This window comes from Streptomyces sp. ID05-39B, assembly GCF_033794725.1.
Lineage (GTDB): Bacteria > Actinomycetota > Actinomycetes > Streptomycetales > Streptomycetaceae > Streptomyces > Streptomyces bobili.
Genome location: NZ_JARGEF010000072.1, coordinates 1 through 20,533 on the forward strand (window position 1 = coordinate 1; position 20,533 = coordinate 20,533).

At 72.3% G+C, this 20,533-nt stretch carries 15 protein-coding genes; 6 read left to right on the forward strand and 9 right to left on the reverse strand.

The annotated features are described in order from the left end of the window. From P1P75_RS17805 to P1P75_RS17820, 4 genes are all read left to right on the forward strand, one after another. A partial coding sequence (locus P1P75_RS17805; protein WP_319256396.1) for a DUF4139 domain-containing protein occupies positions 1-896 on the forward strand: 896 nt, incomplete at its 5' end. Between the two features lie 8 nt (positions 897-904). Continuing rightward, entirely contained in the window at positions 905-2,467 is a 1,563-nt protein-coding gene (locus P1P75_RS17810) for a DUF4139 domain-containing protein (protein WP_319256398.1), read from the forward strand. 156 nt (positions 2,468-2,623) lie between these two features. Further along, positions 2,624-5,008: an Orn/Lys/Arg decarboxylase N-terminal domain-containing protein gene (locus tag P1P75_RS17815; RefSeq protein WP_319256400.1), complete on the forward strand. Its 2,385-nt coding sequence runs from the start codon at positions 2,624-2,626 to the stop codon at positions 5,006-5,008. 131 nt (positions 5,009-5,139) lie between these two features. Then, positions 5,140-5,592, forward strand: coding sequence for a YbhB/YbcL family Raf kinase inhibitor-like protein (locus P1P75_RS17820; RefSeq protein WP_319256402.1), 453 nt, complete (start codon positions 5,140-5,142; stop codon positions 5,590-5,592). 62 nt (positions 5,593-5,654) lie between these two features. On the opposite strand, the gene P1P75_RS17825 is transcribed toward P1P75_RS17820, so the two are convergent. From P1P75_RS17825 to P1P75_RS17840, 4 genes are all read right to left on the reverse strand, one after another. Further along, positions 5,655-5,990, reverse strand: coding sequence for a DUF6343 family protein (locus tag P1P75_RS17825; RefSeq protein WP_319256404.1), 336 nt, complete (start codon positions 5,988-5,990; stop codon positions 5,655-5,657). A gap of 287 nt (positions 5,991-6,277) precedes the next feature. Further along, on the reverse strand, positions 6,278-7,144 hold the full coding sequence (locus P1P75_RS17830) for a universal stress protein (RefSeq protein ID WP_319256406.1): 867 nt from the start codon (positions 7,142-7,144) through the stop codon (positions 6,278-6,280). Between the two features lie 55 nt (positions 7,145-7,199). Further along, on the reverse strand, positions 7,200-7,904 hold the full coding sequence (locus tag P1P75_RS17835) for a dienelactone hydrolase family protein (RefSeq protein WP_319256408.1): 705 nt from the start codon (positions 7,902-7,904) through the stop codon (positions 7,200-7,202). A 109-nt stretch (positions 7,905-8,013) separates the two neighbouring features. Next, positions 8,014-9,156, reverse strand: coding sequence for a hypothetical protein (locus P1P75_RS17840; protein WP_319256410.1), 1,143 nt, complete (start codon positions 9,154-9,156; stop codon positions 8,014-8,016). A 294-nt stretch (positions 9,157-9,450) separates the two neighbouring features. Between P1P75_RS17840 and P1P75_RS17845 the strand changes: the two genes are divergently transcribed. Further along, complete coding sequence (locus P1P75_RS17845) at positions 9,451-10,113, forward strand: phosphoribosyltransferase family protein (protein WP_319256412.1); 663 nt, start codon at positions 9,451-9,453, stop codon at positions 10,111-10,113. A gap of 114 nt (positions 10,114-10,227) precedes the next feature. On the opposite strand, the gene P1P75_RS17850 is transcribed toward P1P75_RS17845, so the two are convergent. The 5 genes from P1P75_RS17850 to P1P75_RS17870 all read right to left on the reverse strand — a co-directional run bounded on the left by P1P75_RS17850 (position 10,228) and on the right by P1P75_RS17870 (position 16,290). Next, on the reverse strand, positions 10,228-12,021 hold the full coding sequence (locus P1P75_RS17850) for a trehalase family glycosidase (protein ID WP_319256414.1): 1,794 nt from the start codon (positions 12,019-12,021) through the stop codon (positions 10,228-10,230). A 73-nt stretch (positions 12,022-12,094) separates the two neighbouring features. Continuing rightward, positions 12,095-12,916 carry a carbohydrate ABC transporter permease gene (locus P1P75_RS17855; RefSeq protein WP_319256446.1) on the reverse strand — a complete coding sequence of 274 codons (822 nt, stop codon included), beginning with the start codon at positions 12,914-12,916 and terminating at the stop codon, positions 12,095-12,097. An 11-nt stretch (positions 12,917-12,927) separates the two neighbouring features. After that, positions 12,928-13,899, reverse strand: a complete 972-nt coding sequence (locus P1P75_RS17860; protein ID WP_319256416.1) for a sugar ABC transporter permease — start codon at positions 13,897-13,899, stop codon at positions 12,928-12,930. A gap of 20 nt (positions 13,900-13,919) precedes the next feature. Continuing rightward, positions 13,920-15,173: an extracellular solute-binding protein gene (locus P1P75_RS17865; protein WP_319256418.1), complete on the reverse strand. Its 1,254-nt coding sequence runs from the start codon at positions 15,171-15,173 to the stop codon at positions 13,920-13,922. Between the two features lie 70 nt (positions 15,174-15,243). Continuing rightward, complete coding sequence (locus P1P75_RS17870) at positions 15,244-16,290, reverse strand: LacI family DNA-binding transcriptional regulator (RefSeq protein ID WP_319256421.1); 1,047 nt, start codon at positions 16,288-16,290, stop codon at positions 15,244-15,246. Positions 16,291-16,731: 441 nt separating this feature from the next. Here P1P75_RS17870 and P1P75_RS17875 point away from each other — a divergent pair, with 441 nt between their 5' ends. Further along, positions 16,732-20,394: a LamG-like jellyroll fold domain-containing protein gene (locus tag P1P75_RS17875; protein ID WP_319256423.1), complete on the forward strand. Its 3,663-nt coding sequence runs from the start codon at positions 16,732-16,734 to the stop codon at positions 20,392-20,394. Positions 20,395-20,533 lie beyond the last annotated feature (139 nt).

A 20,533-nucleotide genomic window follows, 5' to 3' on the forward strand; every position in this document is an offset into this window, starting at 1 on the left:
GCTGCGGCGGACCGACCGCGGGGGCCGTTCCCCCGCCGCCTCCCGCCCCCGCGGTCGGTCCGCCGCAGCCGAGCGGCGCCGAACTCGACTACGCGGCCCTGGTGTTGTCCGGTCCCGACGAGCAGGCGGGACGCCGGGGCCGGCTGTTCCCCGACTCCTCCTACGACCCGGTGGCGGCCGAGTACCGGCGTCGGGCCGAGTCGGTGACCTCGCTGCCACTGCCCACTCACGCCGTGCGGCCCCGCCGGTCGGCGGGTTCCTTCGACCACCGTTTCGACGCCGCCGCCCGCGCCGACATCCCCTCGGACGGCACCTGGCACACCGTCACCGTCGGCGAGATCCCGGTCGGACTGCGCACCGAGTACCTGTGCGTGCCGTCGGTGGAGCCGACCGTGTACGCCACCCTGGTGCTGTCCAACGCCACCGACCAGGCCCTGCTGGCCGGCCCGGTGGAGGTCACCGTCGACGACGACTTCCTGCTGACCGCCTCCCTGCCCACCCTCGCTCCCGGCGGCGTACGCCGGGTGGGACTGGGGCCGGCCGAGGGCATCCGGGTCACCCGGCGTACCAACCTGCGCGAATCGACCTCGGGTCTGCGCAACAACGTCACCGTGCTCGACCACAGCGTGCACGTGGAGCTGGCCAACCAGCTCGCCCGGCCCGTCACCGTCGAGGTCCGCGAGCTGGTGCCGGTCTCCGCCGAGGCGGACGTCCGGATCGAGGAACGGGCGAACTGGACGGCACCCGACGAGAGCGCCGGGCCCGAGACCCACGCCCCGGGCACCCGCCTCTGGCGAGTCGCCCTGCCCGCCGGCGGCACCGCCGCCCTCGACGGCGGCTACGAGATCCGCATCCCGGCCGGCAAGGCCCTGGTCGGCGGCAACCGCAGGAGCTGACACACCCCATGCCCACCGCCCCGAAGCCGATCGCCCTTCCCGTCACCGCCGTCACCTGCCTGGAGGACCGCGCCCACGTCGAACGCGCCGCCGTGCTCCACCTCGAACCCGGCGTCCAGCGGCTGCGACTGGGTCCGGTCAGTGCGCTGGCCGTCGACCGCACCCTCCACGCCGAGCTGACCGCCGGCCACCCCGCGACCGTGCTCGACGTGCGGATCGTCCGCGAGTGGACGCCGCGCGGGCCGCTGCCGTCCCCCGACGACGACTCCGCCCTGCGCCGGCGCGTGCACGCCCTCGAAGAGGAACGCCTCGGCGTGGAGCGGCGACGCGAGCGGCTGCGGTCCCGTCTCGACCTGCTCGGCCGCCTCGCCGCCGACCTGCTGCGGGAGATCGGCGAGGGCGCCGGCTCCGGGGAGACCGAAGGGACCCGCTGGGCCCTGGAACTCGACCGGGTGGACAGCGAGCGCGACACCTGCGGCGAGCGACTGCGCGCCACCGAAGCCCGGCTGACCGCCCTCGGCGTCGAACTCGGCGAAGCCCAGCGGGCCATGGACCTCGCGGAGACGGAACCCGCCGAGCTGGTCGGTCACATCGAGCTGACCGTCGAGGCCGCCGTCGCCGGTCCGGTGGGGCTGCGCCTGACGCACCTCACCCCCTGCGCACTGTGGCGGCCCGCCTACCGTGCCGCCCTCGACGGTGAGTCCCTGACGCTGGAGACGGACGCGATGGTCTGGCAGCGCACCGGCGAGGACTGGTCGGACGTACGGCTGACGCTGTCCACGGCCCGGTCCGCGCTGGCCGCCGAACCGCCGCGGCTGCGCGAGGACCGGCTGACGCTCAAGGACCGCAGCGCGCAGGAGCGCCGCACGGTCGAGGTCGAGCTGCGCGAGCAGGAGATCGGGGACCTCGGCCCGGCCCCCGTGCTCGGCCTGCCGGGAGTCGCCGACGGCGGCGAGGCTCGGGTGCTCAACGCCCCCGCGCCGGTCTCGGTGCCGGCTGACGGCCGCGCCCACCGTGTGCCGCTCTCCGCCTTCACCACGGCCGCGCGCGGCGAGTACGCCTGCGCTCCCGAGGTGTCTCCACTGGTCACCCGGGTGGCACGGTTCGACAACCGGTCCGGCCACGCGCTGCTCGCCGGGCCCGTGGACCTGGTCCGCGGCAGCGGATTCACCGGCCGCGGCACGCTGGACTTCACCGCTCCCGGCGCCCCGGTCGAGCTGGCCTTCGGCAGCTGCGACGACTACCGGGTGGTCCGGCAGGCCGAGGAGTCCCACGCCTCCCCCGGCCTGACCCAGCGGACCGTGACCACCCACACGGTCCGGCTGCACCTCTCCCGTTTCTCCGCCCCGGCGGACCAGGCCGAGGAATCGGTCACCGTGCGGGAGCGCATCCCCGTCTCCGAGGTCTCGGCGGTGGAGGTACGGCTGCGTGGGGAAGCCTGTTCCCCCGCCCCGGACACGCTCGACGCGGAGGGCATCGCCCGCTGGGACGTCGTCCTGCCACCCGGTGGCCGGCGCACGGTCACCCTGGTCTACGAGGTGTCGGCGAGCGCGAAGGTGGCCGGGCTCTGAACTGAGGCTGCCGGGGCCGGCCGGCCCAGGTCCCGTGCTCGCGGCGGAGCGCGGCCGGTCCATCGTGCGGGTGGTTTACGGCGGTGAGGCCGCCGTCGGCGCCTGGCCTGCTCGGAGACTGGTGCCGGGGCGGCGCCGGTCGCCGGGAGGAGCGTCATGACGGACAGCCAGGTCCTGATCGCGGTGCCGGAACATCCGCGGGGTGAGGGGGCGAGCGCCGAGCATCTGAGGCGCCTGCGTGAGGCGATCGAGGCGCACGGGTTCGAGGTGAGATGGGCGGTCGACGCGGTCGACGCCGAGGCGGTGCTGCGGACCGAGGCCGGACTGACCGCCGCGCTGATCGCCTGGGAACTCCCGGGCCGCCAGGGCACTGGGGCGGAGCCCGGGGGCGCGGCGGTACTGCGCTCCGTCGGCCGGCGGTTCCAGAACCTGCCGGTGTTCCTGATCATGACGGACGACGGCGTAGGAAACCTGCCGCTGTGGGTGTCGGAATCGGTCGTCGGCTACGTGTGGCTGCTGGAGGACACCCCCGGTTTCATCGCGGGACGCGTCACGACCGCAGCCCGCACCTACCGCGAGGCGGTGCTGCCGCCGTTCTTCCGGGCGCTGCGCCGCTTCGACGACGCGCACGAGTACTCGTGGCACACTCCGGCCCACGCCGGCGGCGTCGCACTGTTGAAGTCGCCCGCCGGGCGGGCCTTCCACGACTATTTCGGCGAACGGCTGCTCCGCAGCGACCTGTCGATCTCCGTCGGCGAACTCGGCTCGCTGTTCGAGCACACCGGCCCGATCGGCGAGGCGGAACGCAACGCGGCCCGGGTCTTCGGCTCCGGGCTCACCTACTTCGTGCTGCACGGCGACTCCACCTGCAACCGCGTGGTCGGCCACTTCAGTGTCACCCGCGACGAGATCGCCCTCGTGGACCGCAACTGCCACAAGTCCGTGCTGCACGGCCTGGTGGTGTCGGGCGCGCGCCCGGTCTACCTGATCCCCACCCGCAACGGCTACGGCCTGGCGGGCCCGCTGCCCCCGGCCGAGCTGGCGGCGGACTCGGTCGCGGCCCGCATCGCCGCCAATCCGCTGACCGAACAGGCCGTTTCCCCGGACGCCCAGTACGCCGTCTTCACCAACTCCACCTACGACGGCCTGTGTTACGACGCCTCGGCGGCGGCACACGCGCTCGCCCCGAGCACCCCACGGCTGCACTTCGACGAGGCGTGGTTCGCGTACGCCCGTTTCCACCCGCTCTACGCGGGCCGGTACGGCATGTCGGTGGACGAGACCAGCTTCCCCGGCCCGGACCGGCCGACGGTGTTCTCGACCCAGTCCACCCACAAGCTGCTCGCCGCGCTGTCCCAGAGCGCCATGATCCATGTCAGGCCCGCGCCCCGGGCACCCGTCGGACACGAGCGGTTCAACGAGGCGCTGATGATGCACGGCACCACCTCACCGCTCTACCCGATGATCGCCTCGCTGGACGTGGCGACCGCGATGATGGACGGCCCGCAGGGGCACTGGCTCGTGGACGAGGCCGTGACCGAGGCCGTCCGGTTCCGCCAGGAGATGGTCCGGATCCGCCGCCGTATCGAGGAGGCCGGTGACCGGCCTCCGTGGTTCTTCGGGGTGTGGCAGCCCGAGACCGTCACCGATCCGGGCACCGGCGAACGGTTCGCCTTCGACGAGGCGCCCGCCGACCTGCTGCGCACCGAACCGTCCTGCTGGCATCTGGAGCCCGGCGCGGCCTGGCACGGCTTCCCCGGGCTGACCGCCGGCTACTGCATGCTCGACCCGGTCAAGGTGACCCTGACCTGTCCGGGCATCGACGCGGGGGGCGACACGGCCGACTGGGGCATTCCCGCGCGGGTGCTCACCGCGTACCTGGCCACGCGGCACATCGTCGTGGAGAAGACCGACACGTACACCACGCTCGTGCTGTTCTCCATGGGCATCACCAAGGGCAAGTGGGGCACCCTCCTCGACGCCCTGACGGACTTCAAGTCCCTCTACGACCAGGACGCGGCCCTCGACCGGGTGTTGCCCGCGCTGGTCGCCGAGCACCCGAGGCGGTACGCCGGGGCGACCCTGCGCGAGCTGTGCCAGGACATGCACGACCATCTGCGCTCGGCCCGTCTCGTCGACCTGCTCGACACCGCCTTCCGGGAGTTGCCGGAGCCGGTCGAGCCGCCCCAACTGTGCTACCAGCGGCTGGTCCGGGGCGGCACGCACCGGGTGCGGCTGCTCGACGCGCCCGGCCAGGTGGCCGCCGCCATGGTCACCGTGACCCCGCCGGGCATCCCCGTGCTCATGCCCGGCGAGGACGTCGGCGCACCCGAGGGCCCGCTGCTGCGGTACCTGTCCGCGCTGGAGTCCTTCGACCGCCGTTTCCCCGGTTTCGGCAGCGAGACCCACGGCGTGACCGTCGATCCGGACACCGGCGACTACCTCATCGAATGCCTGCGGCCGGCGGCGCACGAGGAAGCGGCGCGGGCCGCGCCCCCGGCACAGCGGGGGCGCACGGCGCAGACTCCTGGCCGGCCCTGAGGCACCCGCCGCATCGCTGTACCAGCCCTGGCCGGCGGGCGTGTGAACCCGCCGCGATCGCGGCGCAGCCCTCACCCGGAGGCACCGGACGCACCCGGTATCGCCGCGGCTCACCTGGGTACTCCGCTCCCATGGCCGGCATCGAACTCATCAGCAGCGCGTTCAACGACCACGCCGTTCTGGCACGCAGATACGCGTACGAAGGAGAGAACGAATCACCGCCGCTGGCGTGGAGCGGCATCCCGGACGAGGCGACCGAGCTGGTGCTGTTGTGCGAGGACCCCGACGCCCCGTCGGGCACGTTCGTGCACTGGGTGGTGGTCGGCATCGATCCCCGCGGTGAGGGCGCGGAGGCGGGAAAGAGCCCGCCCGGCGGCACCGAACTCGTCAACGGCTACGGCGAACGGGGCTGGGGCGGACCCCACCCACCGCCCGGCGACGAGGCACACCGGTACTTCTTCCGCCTCTACGCGCTCGGCGAGCCATGCGTCCTGCCGGAAGCGCCCAGCGCCGAGCAGGTCCATCAGGCCGTCGAGGACAGACAGCTCGCGAGCGGCACCATCGTGGCGCTCTACCGGCGCTGAGCGACGAGCGGCGCCCACGGCAGGTGACATGTCCCCTTGCCGTGGGCGCCTCGGCACGTTCGTCACCGTGCGCCCCGCTCCTGCCTCAGCCGGCGCAGGACGACCAGCAGACCGGCCGCCGCCAGGAGGGCCAGTACCCCGCACACCACGGCGAGGACGATCAGCGGGCCGCGCCCCGGATCGTCCCCCGGGCCCGACTGCTCGGCCCACATCGCGAAGGCGACGGCCGCGGCGCCGAACACCGGCAGGAAGACGCCTGAGAGGATCAGCCGGAGTCCGAGTGGGCTCTGTGCGGTGGCGGGTTCGGTGCCCGACCGTGGAAAGCGGCGGCCGACCGTGCCGGAGCGTGCGCGGCGCGCCCGTTCCCCGCCGTGGTGTCCCGGGCTCGATGTGCTCATGACGTGTCTCTCCTCACCGGTTCGGATGTCGCCGTACCTTGCGTGCGAGGGCCGCCGCGACGCCCGCGGCGAGCAGGCCGGTCCCGGCGAGCGCCAGCGCCTCGCCGGGCGTCCGGGAGGCGCGGGCCGAGCCCGGTCGTCGACGGGCGGCCGGGCGCCTTCGCGGATGACGGGGTCGGACAGTGCGGGTTCTGCCATGAGGCCGAGTCCTCCCTGACGCCTTCCGTCCGGCGTCTGTTGCCGTACGGAACGGGGCATGGCCGTGCGTTCGCGGGCCGTGGCCTCCCCTACCGGGTGGGCACGACCGCGACCGGGCACCACGCGTGGTGCAGCACCGCGTGTGTCACGGATCCCAGGCGCAGTCCGAGCCGGCCCTCGGCCGGGTGACGGGGCAGCACCACGAGGGTGGCCCGTTGCGACGCCTCGACGAGGGCGGCGGCCGGTGAGTCCGCCACCAGGTCGGTCTCGACCCGGACGTGCGGGTACTCCGCGGCGGGGCGGGCGGCGCGGCTCAGCAGCACGCGATGGCGATGCTGTTCCTCCTCGCGCGGTTCCGGCGGCGGCGCCAGTTCGCCGGCCCACACGACCGGCGTCCACGCATGGACCACGCGCAGGGCGGTCCGCCGCCGCGCGGCCTCGATGACGGCGAACCGCACCGCCTCCTCGTCGCGGTCGTCGCGCACGCCGACGACGACGCCGGCGTCGTCCGCCGCCGCTTCGGGACGCTCGCGTACGACGGCCACCGGGCGGTCGGCGTACGCGGCGACCTTCAGGCTCACCGAGCCGAGCAGCAGACCGGCGAAGCCGCCGCGCCCGCGGGTGCCGACCACGATGAGGTCGGCGTCGCCCGCCGAGTCGAGGACGGCCTCGGCCGGACGGTCATGGGCCAGGACGGCGTCGACGCGCAGGTCCGGATGGGCGGCCCCGATCCGGGCCCGGCCGGCGTCCACCTGGCCGGTGGCCGCTTCGAAGACCTCGCGGGTGAGCCCGGCCCCGGTCTCGTCGTATCCGACCTCGGGGCCGGGGCCGAGGGCGTGCACGATCCGCAGGGCGCCGCCGCGCAGTTCGGCCTCGGTGGCCGCCCACTCCGCGGCGAGCCAGGAGTGCGGTGTGTCGTCGACCCCGACCAGGACGGTGCCGTGCGAGCCGGTCATCGGGCCTCCTCCGTCGCCGCGGGCCGCGCTGTCCGGCGTGCCCGCGGCCGACCGGTCATGTCTCCTCCCGCGACCGTGCCGGTGCCGTCCGCGCGCTCGTACGGGACTCCTGTGCGTCCCACAGGCGGTCGTCGCACCAGCGCCCGGCCGTCTCGGCGACGTGTTCCAGGGCGCCGGGTTCTTCGAAGAGGTGCGTGGCCTGCGGAACGACGTGCAGGGCGTGCGGGCAGCTCAGCCGCCGGGCCGCTTCCTGGTTCAGCGCCAGTACGTCCTGGTCCCGCCCGCCGACGAGGAGCAGTACGGGGACGGTCACGCGCTCCAGGGCGTCGCCCGCGAGATCGGGCCGTCCGCCGCGCGACACCACGGTCAGCACACGGTCCGGCCGCTCGACGGCGGCCACCAGGGCCGCGGCGGCGCCCGTACTGGCGCCGAACAGGACGACGGGCAGGCCGCGGGTGTCGGGCTGGGTGTCCAGCCAGTCGACCGCGGCCACCAGCCGCCGGCCCAGCAGCCCGATGTCGAATCGGTGCTCGGCGGTCAGCGCGTCGCGCCGCTCCTCGCGCTCGCCGAGCAGATCCATCAGCAGCGTGCCCAGTCCCGCGGTACGCAGTTCGGCGGCCACCATCCGGTTGCGCGGACTGTGCCGGGAACTGCCGCTGCCGTGTGCGAAGAGCACCACGGCCCGCGACCGTGCCGGCACGACGAGGTCACCGGCGAGCGTGACGTCCGCGGTGGGCACCACAACCATGTCGGAGATCATCGGTATCAGCCTCTTCCCCGTCGGCCGATCGGGCGGATCGCCAGGACCCGGATGTCCCCCACCGCGTACCCACCCTGTCGCCGGGAATCCCCTCACCGGTGCGGCCCGGCTATCGGTCGGAGGCGTCCTGGTAGCGGAGCAGGACGCCGACGCCGTCGGCCGACGGAACGCGGTTCGGTGGCGGCACGAGCAGCTCGGCCCCGGTGCGGTGGGCGGCGTACAGCAGGACCGCGTCGGCCGGTTCCTCCTGCGGCGAGGCCACATCGAACGCCTCCAGCTCGGCGGCGGACAGCGCGATCTGCGACGGCGCCGAACCGAGCCACACACGCTCGGGCAGCCGGGCCCGGCGGGTGAGCAGCAGGGACTCGGCCTGTCCGCGTCGCAGGGCGGAGACGGCCGCCGCCACCCCTTCCGACCGGTGGGGGTGCCGGGCGCGCTGGGCCAGGAAGTCCTCCAGCTGGCGCTCGTCCGCCGCGCTCAGACAGCCTTCCAGTACGCGGCCCACATGCTCTTCCAGGAAGGCCGGACCGGCGGATTCGGGGGTGGTGAGGGAGTCGTCGTCCACCACGGTCACCCGGGCGCGCAGTGCGGCGGGGAAGCGGTTGACCAGCACGCCCGACGCCCAGATGTCGTCCGGGTGCCGGCACAGCACGATCGACTCGGCACGGTGGTGTTCGGCGAGGTCGCCCAGCTCCCGGGCGATCCGTGGGGCGGTGCGCTGCCATGCGCCGGTCGGCACCTGGTGGCTCAGCCGTTCCTGGGGGGCGACCCTTCCGGTGGGCCACCGCCCGGCCACCGAGACGACCAGCACGTGGTCGCCGGGAATGTGGTCCTGGTCCGCCTCGACGGCCTCGTCCCAGGGCCATTCGCCGGAGCGGGTGAGGGCGACAGCCAGGTACGGGATGTCGGGTGCGCGTTGTACGGCGAGGGGCGCCACGTCGGGCAGGAGGTCGAGCCGGGCGGTGTCGCGTGCGGGCGGCTCGGGGAGTTCCTCCGCGAGGGCAAGGCGTCCGTGTGCGGCGAAGAGTGCCTGTCCGTGCCGGCCGGGCAGAGCGCGGTCCGTCCCCACGGCCTCTGCCAAGGCGGTGACGGTGGCGGGGTCGGTTCCCTGGTGGAGCAGGGCATCGCTCTGATGGCGCCAGCGCAGGTCGAGGGCAGCGTCGGGATCGTCGATGTCCCGCGAGGTGTCGAGGTAGACGCTGGCCCAGGGGCCGGGTTCGCGGAAGAGTGGATCGAGAAAGGAGAGCTTCATCGTGCTGCCCCTGGTCGAGGTCTGTGGCGGCCGCCGAGGTGACATCCCGCGACGTCCCGTACGGGCACACCGGCCTGCGACGTGCCGCACGGACACGGGTACCCCTGAGCGGCAGGTGCGTACGGATCCGTGCCGTTTGGGTGCCGTCCGGGAGGAAACCCCGGACGGGAGGGATGACGACCAGGCACACGCCCATGCGCACGGGAAAGGTTCAGGTGCCGGTCCGGTCGGTGCCCGCCGGTGGCCGTCAGGGCGGAGCGACGAACCGGTCCCGCGGAAGGCAGGTATCAGGTCATGCGATTCCAGGACCGTCGCCAGGCCGGACAGCAGCTCGCCGCCCGGCTGATGGAGTGGTCGGCCGACGGTGATCTCGTCGATCCCCTCGTCCTGGCCCTGCCCCGCGGAGGCGTCCCGGTGGCCGCCGAGGTCGCCGGCGCTCTGGGGGCGCCGCTCGACATCCTCGTGGCCCGGAAGATCGGTGTCCCGGGGCATCCGGAGACGGGCATCGGCGCGATCGTCGGTGACGATCCGCCCGTGTTCGACCGGCGCGCGGTGCAGATGCTCGGCCTGAGCGAGGACAAGCTCGGCCCGGACGTGGCCCGCGAGCGGACCGAACTGTACCGCCGGGAACGGCAGTACCGCGGAGAGCGGTCCGCGCCGCACATCGAGGGCAGGACCGTGATCGTCGTCGACGACGGTCTCGCCACCGGCGCCACCGCGCGTGCCGCCCTGCGCCACCTGCGCAGGCGGGGACCCGCCCGGCTGATCCTCGCCGTCCCGGTCGGCGCTCCCGATTCGGCGGCGGAGATGCGCTCGGAGGCCGACGACGTCATCTGCCTCCACCAGCCACGGGACTTCCACGCGGTCGGCCTGTGGTACGCCGATTTCGACCAGGTCGGCGACGAGGAGGTCGTCCGCACCCTGCACGAACACGGCGCCGCGGCGGGCCGGGGCTGAGACCGGTCCCGGGTCCGCAGGGACGGGTCCGGAACTGGCCGGCTCGGACAGCCCGGACATGGGACCCCGGTTCGAGGTGAAGCCGCGGCTATGACTGCGCACGAGCCGTCCTGATCACCCTCCGCCCGGGTCGGCCGGCTCGGCGGGTGGCGGCGTTGCGTCGTCGCCCCGGCGGCTGTGTGCCTCGGCCAGGTGGAGGTAGCCGGCGGCCGTCCAGGTGTAGGCGCGGTCGCGCAGGCCCGTGCCGGTCAGGGCGTCGAAGTTCTCGGCGAATCCGTGGGTTTCGCACAGGGTGCGGAAGCGGGCGCTGATCTCGTCGGCGAGGCGGTGGTGTCCGGCGCGGCGCAGGCCGTCCTCGACGAGGACGGTGGCGGGGGCCCAGATGGGGCCGCGCCAGTAGCCGTCGGCCTGGTAGTGCGGTGAGGTGGGCAGTTCGGTGGCCAGGCCGTACCGCGTGAGGTGGGCCTCCAGCCGCTCGGCCAGTACGCCGCTGACGTCGTCGGGCAGATGTTCGCCCAGCACGATGGGCATCAGGTCGAGCAGGCTGGAGCTGCTCCAGGTGTCCCCGGTGTCCACGCCCCGGGTGACGAACCGGTCGCCGTTCCAGAGTGTGCCGAGCATCGCGGTCTGGGTCTCCGCGGCCGTCCGGGTCCATCGGCTCGCCTCGTCAGGTCGCCCCAACTCACCCGCGAGCGCCGACAGTTGGTGCAGTTGCAGGATGAGGAAGGCGGCCAGGTCGGCGGTGACGACCACGCGTTCGGGGTCGAAGGTGGTGGCGTTGTCCCAGCCACTGTCGTTGCCGTGCTGGTAGTGGGGCAGGTCGCCGCCGGGGGCGCGACGTGCGGTCAGCCAGAACTCGGTCCAGCGTGCCAGCCTGTCGTACGTCTGGGCCAGTGCGGTCCGGTCGAGCGGCACGGTCAGTTTCTGCCGCAGTCGGGCCAGCGTCCAGCCGTGGATGGGGGGTTTGACGTAGTTGTAGAGCACCTCGGAGTGGGTCACCGAGTCGGGCAGTGCCCCGGTCGCGTCCTGGTGGTCGAAGGGCAGGTGGTACTGGTCCCAGGCCAGTTCGGGGCATCCGGGCGCCAGGGCCAGGGCGTTGAAGCAGTGGTCCCAGCTCCAGACCTTGTCCATCCAGTGCTTGGACATCAGTACGGCGGGCCGGGTGACCAGCCCCGCCGGGCGTACCGTCGCGGACCAGATGACGTAGGCGGCGAGTTCGGCGGCCGGGGTGGCGGCCGACCGCCAGGGGGCGATCGTGTCGACGAAGTCCGCGAAGGAGTTCCGTGCGGCCTCGACGATCTTGCCGAAGGGCGCCGCCGGCACGTACGGCGGGCGGGCCGTGTCGAGTTCCTCGACCGCGATCTCCCACCGGCCGTCGACGTCCGCGTCGTCGCCGGCGGCGGAGACGGTGAGGCCGCGGTCGGCGCTGCCGAGGGCCTGGCTGCCGAAGGTGTCGGTGAGCGTGCCGGAGAGCACGGTGACGCGGTAGCGGCGTCCGGTCTCGTAGGACGTGAAGACGTGCGCGCCGGCGGCCGCGTCGCGGAAGAAGTAGGTACCGCTGAACGGGGTCAGCGCGCGGGCCGCCGCGCAGACGCGCAGCGCGAGGCCCTCGCCGCGCAGGCGTACGGTGTCCGGCGCCTCGTAGGCGAGGTCAACGCGGCCGGCCGCGCCGGTCCAGGTCAGCAGGCCCGGTGTCGCCTCCACGCGGGTCCCGGCCCGCTCGCCGCTCGCGCCGTCGACGGGCATGAGGCGCAGCACCGCGTGCATGCCGTTCTGGTGGGAGACCAGGTGGAGGTCCTCGGCGTACGTCTTCTCCGCCACCACGGGCGAGATGTCGAACCAGGATCCGTGCAGGCTGAAGGGAATGTCGTGGACGGAGAAGGCCGGGCCGGATCGGTCGGCGGTCATGAAGCGTCACTCGATTCTCGTGCGGGGGCGGCAGGCCGTCGGCGACCGACGGTGGGAGGTGGCCGCGCAGGGGTCAGTCCTTCACCGCGCCGGCGGTCACACCGGCGGCGACGTAGCGCTGGGCGAGGACGAGGATCACCGCGGCGGGCAGCGAGGCCACGACGGCGGTGGCCATGATGGCGTTCCACTCCTGGTTGTTGTTGCCGATGTAGTGGTAGATGCCGAGGGTGATCGGTTCGTGCGCCCCACCGCCGGCGAGGGTGCTGGCGAAGACGAAGTCCGACCAGGACCACAGGAACGCGAACAGGGACACCGTGACGACGGCATTGCGGCTCATGGGCAGGACGATCGACCAGAAGGTGCGCAGGGGCCCGGCGCCGTCCGTCTTCGCCGCCTGGATCAGTTCGCCGGGGATGGCGGACATGAACGCGGTGAAGATGAGCACGGCGAACGGGACGGCCAGCGTGGAGTCGGCGATGATCAGGCCGGGGACGGACTGGAGCAGGCCGAGGCTGAGGTAGATGGCGTAGAAGCCCATCGCCATAATGATGCCGGGGATCATCTGTGCGGCGAGGAGGACGAAGCTGAGGACGCCGCCGCCGCGCGGCCTCAGTTTGGCGAGGGCGTATCCGGCGGGTGCGGCCAGCGCCACGGTCAGGACCACGGTGCCCAGGCCGATGACGAGGCTGGTGCCGAGATAGGGCAACTGCTGGTCCAGCACCGCCCGGTAGCCCTCCAGCGTGCCGTGCACGGGGAACAGGCCCGGCGGGCTCTTGCGCATGTCCTGCTCGCGGGTGAAGGACACGTTGAGCATCCAGTACACCGGGAAGAGCATGACGGCGGTCAGCAGGAGGCCGATGGCCGTCTTCCACCACGTGCGGCCGCGTCGGTTCATGGCGATTCCCGTCATGACAGTCCCTGCTTGCGCTGGACCCTCATATAGATCAGGCCGAACACCAGGGCGGCGACGACGAGCAGGTTGCCTACGGCCGCTCCGGGGCCGAAGGCGGGGAGGAGGTTGCCGAAGCCGAGCTGGTAGGACCAGGTGGCGAAGGTGGTGGACGAGTCGGCCGGGCCGCCCTTGGTCATGATCCAGATGATGTCGAAGACCTTGAGCGTGTAGACCAGCCCCAGCAGCAGGGTGATCGCGGACACCGGGCGCAGCAGCGGGAGGGTGATGCTCCAGAACCGCCGCCAGGCACCCGCCCCGTCCAGCGCGGCGGCCTCGTACAGGCCGGCCGGGATGGACTGCAGTCCGCTGTGCAGGACGACCAGGTTGAACGGGACGCCGATCCAGATGTTCGCGATGATCACCGAGGTCAGTGACCAGGACGGCGAGGTCAGCCAGTTCACCGGGCCGATGCCGACGGCGTGCAGGGCCGTGTTGACGATGCCCGAGTCGCTGTTGAGCATCCACGACCAGGTGGAGGCCGACACGATGAGGGGCAGCAGCCAGGGCACCAGGAACAGGGCCCGCAGGGTGGCGGAGAGCCGGAAGTGCTGGTTGAAGAAGACGGCGAGCGCGAGGCCGATGGCGTACTGGAAGGCCAGGCACACGGCGGTGAAGACGACGGTGTGCAGGAGTGCGGGGGCGAAGGTCGGGTCGTCGAGGACGGTCCGGTAGTTCGCGAGGCCCGTGAAGGGCGCGTCGCCCTGGACGAAGGAGCGGACGGTGTAGTTGCGCAGGCTCAGGTCGAGGTTGCGGTAGAGCGGATAGGCGTAGAAGAGGAGGAGGTAGAGGGTCACCGGGGTGAGGAAGGCCCAGGCGGCCAACTGCTGGGAGCCGGGGCGGCGGCGCGCCCGGGGCGGTGCGGTGGGGGCCGCACCGCTGTGGTCGGGCACGGGCCTGCGGTGCGGCACTCGTGTCGTGTGACTCATCGACGGGCCTTTGGCTGCGGTCACTTGACGGCGGACTGGGCGGCGCTCAGCGCGTCCTTCGGGGACTTGGAGCCGCTGAGGGCGGACTGGACGGCCTTCCACAACTGCTCGGAGATTTTGGGGTACTTGGTGCCCAGGTCGTCACTGGTGCGGCCCTTGGCCGCCTTGACCGCGTCGACCCACGTCTTCAGCCCGGGATCGGCCGCCACCTGCTTGTCCTGGACCTCGGTGGTGGGGGCGACGTAGGAGAGGGTGGCGTCGGTGTCGTACAGGTTCTGGGTGCTGGTCAGGCAGGCCGCGATCTTCTGCGTGGTGGCGTAGCGGTCGGTGTCGCCCTGGACCGGGAGGGTGACGAACTCGCCGCCGGTCGGTGCGGCGGCGTTGCCGCCGGCGGCGCCCGGTACGGGTATGACCCCGTAGTCGAAGCCGACCTTCGCGGCGTTGGCGAGCTGCCAGGTGCCGTTCTCACTGAACGCGTAGTCGCCGGTCGCGAACTCCTGCCAGCTGGTGGTCTGGGTGTTGTTGAGCACGGAGTTGGGCGCGTATCCGTCGGCCAGCCAGTCCTTCCACAGGGTCAGCGCGGAGACGGCCTCGGGCGAGTCGAGTGCGGTGAGCTTCGCGCCGGATCCCCAGAACCAGGGCAGGAACTGGAAGCTGCCCTCCTCGGTGCCGATCGCGGAGAAGGTGATCCCCTTCTTGCCCGCCTTCTTCACCTTGGCCAGCGCCGCCGTCAGCGACGGCCAGTCCTTGACCGAGGCGATGTCCACGCCCGCCGCCTTCAGGACCGCCTTGTTGTAGTAGAGGGCGAGGGTGTTGGCGCCGATCGGCGTGCCGTAGGTCTTCCCGCCCGACTGCCCCGCCGCCAGCAGGTTGGGGTCGACCGCGGAGGTGTCCAGCTTGTTGTCGTCGGTCGTGGTCAGCACGCCCGCCTCGGCCAGGGTCGAGACCACCGGGTTGTCGACGATGAGGACATCGGCGGAGTTGTCCTGCTGCGCCGCCAGCAGCGCCTTGTTCGGCAGGTCGCTGGTGTCGAAGCCGGTCCGCTTGATCTTCACACCGGCCTCGGCGCCGCAGCCGTCGAGCAGCTTCACCCACGCCGAGCCCTTCGCGAACTGCGGGTACGGGTCCCAGACGGTGTACGTCCCGCTGTCCGCCGCCTCGCTCCCGGCGCTCCCCGATCCGGAGCCGCAGGCGGTGGCGGTGGTGGCGACCGCCAGGGCGGTCAGGGCCGCGGCGGTCAGGCGGCGCCTTCTCGAGAAGCTGATGCTGTTCATCGCGGTTCCTTCTGTTTTTGGCATGCGGGTGCCGAGGGGCCGGCGTGCGAGGGCGTGGGCGGGGGTGCGGTCAGCGCGTGGTGTCGGTCCCGGTGTCCGTGGCGGGCCGGGCTCCCGCCGGTCCGGTGCTGGCGCGCAGGGAGATGGGCGGCGTCAGGAGGTGGTGGCGGGGTGGTGCGTCGGGATGGTCGAGCCGCTCCACCAGGAGGTCGACGGCGAGACGGCCCATCTCTGCGGCCGGTACGTCCGCCGCCGTGAGCTGCGGGGTCACCGTCTCCGCCCAGCGGCCGGCCACGACCCCCGTGACGGAGAAGTCGCGCGGCACATGGCGGCCGGCTCGGGCGAGGCCGCGGAAGAGGCCGCCCAGCGCGGCCTCGTTCAGCGTGACCAGCGCCGTGGTGGCGGGGTCGTCGTGCAGGACGCGTTCCACACAGGTCTGGCCCGAGGCGGCGTCGTCGCCGCAGCAGTAGGTCCGCACCGTGAGGCCTCGCTCGGCCGCGGCCTTGGTGAATCCCTCCAGGCCCCGGTGCGCGGACTCGTACCCGGTGCGCAGCAGCTGCTCGGGGCGGTTGACGAAGGCAATCCGGCGGTGGCCGAGATCCGCGAGGTGGTGTACGCATCGTTCGACCAGCGCGGTGTGGTCGAGTCCCACCCACCACTCGCCCTCGGGCCGGGCGGTGCGGCCGATGGCGACGGAGGGGAAGGCGAGGGCGGACAGGTGGTCCACCCGGTCGTCCTCCAGTCTGATCTCCATCAGGATCGCGCCGTCGACCCGCCGCTCTCCCAGGAGCCGTTGGAAGGAGCGGTCGCTGTCCACGCCGCTGGGGGACAGCAGCACGTCGTAGTCGTAGGCCGCGGCGGCCTCCACCACGCTGCCGATGAAGTCCAGCTGCATGCCGGTGTAGTGGTTCCCGGCCGGCGGGAAGACGAGGCCGAGGGTGCTGGTCCGGCCGTTGGCGAGGGCGCGGGCACTGGCGCTGGGCCGGTAGCCGAGTTCGTCGACGACCCGCTGGATCTTGCGGCGAGTGTCCTCGGAGACGGGGCGCTTGCCGCTCAGTGCGTAGGACACGGTGCTCCGCGAGACACCGGCCCGCCGGGCGATCTCACCGATGTTCACGGTCACTCCTAGGTCGAACTGGTTCGACTCCTCGAAAGGAACCGCCCGCCGGTCGTATCGGACTGAGGAAAAGAAGGAAGGCGACTATCGGTTGTCGAACCGGTTCGCGTGAAGTGAAGGTAGGAACAAGCCAGACGGCTGTCAACACTTCGGACCACGTTTCCCGCAAAGGGCCTGTAACTCGGCCTGCACGCCCGAGGTTTCGGGTGTCCGGGGGATTGCTGGCCGGTTTCGCCGGTGCTAGCTTCACCGAACCGGTTCGACTCGGTTGCCTCCTCCGCCATGCGCGCGGCGAGGAACCCGTGGAGCCCCTGTGCGATGAAGTCCGGGTGACCGCGGGCGACTGCCGTCCCGGCCGCCGCGCCCACCCCGGCGCCTGTCCGGCCGGGCCGGCAGGGGCGGGCAGGACCGGAACCCTTCCCGAGGATGAGGACGTGATCCATGCCATCCGCTCACAGATCCGCACGGCGCCGAGCCGCGGCCGCCGTAGCGCTGACGCTCGGCGCGGGGGTACTGGCCGCACCGGCCGTCCCCGCGCAGGCGGCCGACGCACCCCTGCCCGCCGCCCGCTACACCTTCGACCAGGACGACCTCGCCTCCGACAGGATCACCGACAGTTCCGGCAACGGCCTGACCGCGAGCCTGGTGAACGGCGACACCGCCCGCTCCGTCGCGGGCGCCGACGGAGGCAAGGCGCTCGCCCTGCCCGGCGGGGCGCCCACCTCGAACGGCGCGTACGTCCGCCTGCCCCGCGAAGTGCTCGGGGAGGCAGCCGATCTGACCGTGTCGGCCCGCGTGAAATGGAGCGGCGACACGTCCTCCTGGCAGCGCGTCTTCGACCTGGGGACCGACAACACGAAGTACCTCTTCACCACCCCGTACGACAACGACGGGCGGCTGCGCACGGCCGTGACCACCAGCGGCGGGGGTGCGGAGGCCAAGGTCTCCGGGTACGGGCCGCTCCCCGCGGACCGGTGGCGGACGGTCGCCGTCACCCTCGACAGTTCGGCCCGCCGGGTCACCACGTACGTGGACGGCGTGGCCGTCTCCTCGGCCGAGACCGACGTCAAGGCGAAGGAACTGCTGGACGCCTCGGCCACCTCCGCCGGTTACCTCGGCAAGTCCTTCTGGCCGGACCCGCTGTTCAAGGGCGCGATCGACGACTTCACCGTGTGGCACGCGGCGCTCAGTCCCGCGCAGGTGGCCGCTACGGTCGCCGACGTGCCCACGCTCCAGCAGCTCTCGCGGACGTCCTTCGAGGTCCGTACGACGACGGGAACCGCCCCGGCTCTCCCCGCCGCCGTCCGCGCCTCCTTCTCCGACGGCTACGACCGCGACACGCCGGTCGCCTGGGACGCCGTACCGGCCGACAAGTACGCCGGGCCCGGCACCTTCACGGTGGCCGGCACCGCGGCCGGGCACGCGGTGAGGGCGACCGTGACCGTGGTCCGCGAGGGGCAGCTCACCGTCGACCTCGGCTCGGACACCGGCGCGTTCCACGGCGGCGCCTCCGGAACCCTCTACGGCGTGTACGGGCCGGACGTCCCCACCAACAACCTCATCGAGGGCATGGGCCTGCGCACGGTCTCCACGAAGGCACAGGACGGCCCGCAGCACCCGGGGGCCGACGCGCTGGAGGTGGTCAAGCCACTGGCCGACTCCACCGACGGTGACGTGTACATCTACATGACCGACATCCACCGCGGCTTCCCGTACCAGTGGCCGGGCGACACGCCCGAGGAGAAGCTCAGGCTCTACACGGAGAAGATGGCGAAGCAGGTGGACCAGGTCCTGCGCCTGCCCGAGCAGTACCGGGACAACATCGTCTTCGTGCCGTTCAACGAGCCCGAGGGCAACATGTTCGGCACCGGCGAGTGGAGTTACGACAAGGTCAGCTGGCTCAACGACCCGGCCGACTACTTCGCCGCCTGGGACGACGCGTACCGGCTCATCAAGTCGAAGATGCCGGACGCCCGCGTCGCCGGACCCAACACGAGCATCCTGTACGACCAGGTGAAGGGCTTCCTCACGCACGCCCTGGCCGCCGGCACCCTCCCCGAGGTCATCACCTGGCACGAGCTGAGCCACCCGGAGGCGGTGCGCGCGAGCGTCGCCAAGTACCGGGCGTGGGAGAAGGACCTGTTCAAGGGCACCGACCGCGAGGGAACCCGACTCCCCGTCAACATCAACGAGTACGCCTTCAACTACCACACCTCGGTCCCCGGCCAGATGATCCAGTGGGTGTCCGCGATCGAGGAGTCCAAGGTGGACGCCGACATCGCGTACTGGAACATCGACGGCAACCTCTCCGACTCCGCGGTGCAGTCCAACCGCGGCAACGGCCAGTGGTGGCTGCTCAACTCCTACGCCTCGATGAGCGGGCACACGGTGAACGTGACCCCGCCCTTCCCCGGCGAGAACTACACGATGCAGGGCGTCGGCACACTCGACGAGAAGAGGAAGCAGGCCCGGCTGATCTTCGGCGGCTCCACCGGCAAGGGACACATCACCTTCGCCGACGTCCCGAAGAAGCTCTTCGGCAACCGCGTGCACGCCTGGGTGCGGGAGATCGACTGGAGCGGGCAGCTCGGCGACTCGTCCGGCCCGAAACTGCTCACCGAGCGGAACCTGGAGATCGCCGGCGACGGCACGGTCTCCGTCGACTTCGGCGACGGCACGCTGGCGCCCCTGAAGGAGTCCTCGGCGTACGAGATCGTCCTCAGCCCTGCCGGCCGGGCGGCGGGCACGCAGTCCCCGCCCGTACGCTGGCAGGCCTCGTACGAGGCGGAGGACGCAGCCCACACCGGTTCCGGCTACACCAGGAACGGCCCGGAGGGCTCACCCCGCGACGTGTCGAAGTTCTACACCTCCGGCGGGTACGACGTGGGCGGCCTGCGCACCGGCTCGGACGTCACCCTCGACGTCACCGTGGACGTGCCGCAGGACGGCACCTACGACCTGAGCGTCTTCGCCAACTCCCTCAACACCTTCGACAAGGTGAAGGAGCAGGGCCCCACCAACGTCTTCCTCCGCGTCGACGGCAAGGCGGACAGCGAGCAGGAGCTGTACCTTCCGCTCGGCTACAAGTGGGTCGTCTGGGACCACACCGACAGCCAGGTCCGGCTCACCAAGGGCAAGCACACCCTCACGCTCGCCGCGAGGAGCGCCGACGGCAAGCGCGTCACGAAGGGCGACGCCATCGTCGACCGCCTCACCCTGACCCTCCCCGAGGCCTCGGCCGGCACCCGCGTGTACGAGGGGGAGCTGGCCTGGCCGGCCGGCGGAGCACTGCCCGTCTACGACCTGCCCAAGCGGGCAGGGGCCCCCGCCACCGGCTCGGGCGCGGTCCAGCTGAAGAAGAACCAGAGCGCCACCTTCTGGGTCTACTCCCCCGCCGACCGCGAGGCCACCCTCAAGGTCGACACCCTCGGCGGCACGGGCGCCCGCCTCTCCGTCGACGGACACGACGTCCTGCGCCTGGCCAAGGGCAGGAACAGCACGGCGGTCTCCCTCTCCGGCGGCATCAACAAGGTGACGGTGACCGGAGGTTCGTCCACCACCCTGCTCGACCGCCTCACCGTCACCCCCACCGAGGGCACGCTCACGACGCGTACGTACGAGGCGGGCGACGCCGAACTCGCAGGCACGGCCGCACTGGCCCCGCTCTCCCTGGCCACCGCCGGTACGGCGATCACCGGCATCGGCGGCGAGCCCGGCAACGGCAACACCGCCACGTTCACCGTCACCGCCGACCGGGCCGGCCTGCACGCGCTGCGCATCCGGTACGCCAACCCCGAGCAGGCCGAGGCCACCCACTACAACCCCGACCCGCTCGTCCGCCACGCCGACATCGGCGTCAACGGCGGCGAGGCCCGGCGCGTGAGCTTCCCGCACAGCTTCCACCAGAACAACTTCTGGGAGCTGACCGTCCCCGTCCAGCTGAGGAAGGGGCAGAACACGATCACCTTCCGCTCCGAGGAACTGCCCAACTTCGACGGCACCACCTACGCCTCGGACACCTTCCCCGGCGTACCGCTCCGCTCCCGCCAGGCACCGCTGATCGACCGGATCACCGTCGCGCCGTACGCCCGGGAGACACGATGAGATAACCGGAGGACGGGCGGCCGGCGGCGTACTCCGACACCACGTCGGCGTACGCCGTCCGGCTGCCCCCGGCCCGCGATCACCTGCGGTTTGGAGGGGCCGAGCCCCAGGAGGAAGCGCCCCTCTGCGACCGGCCGAC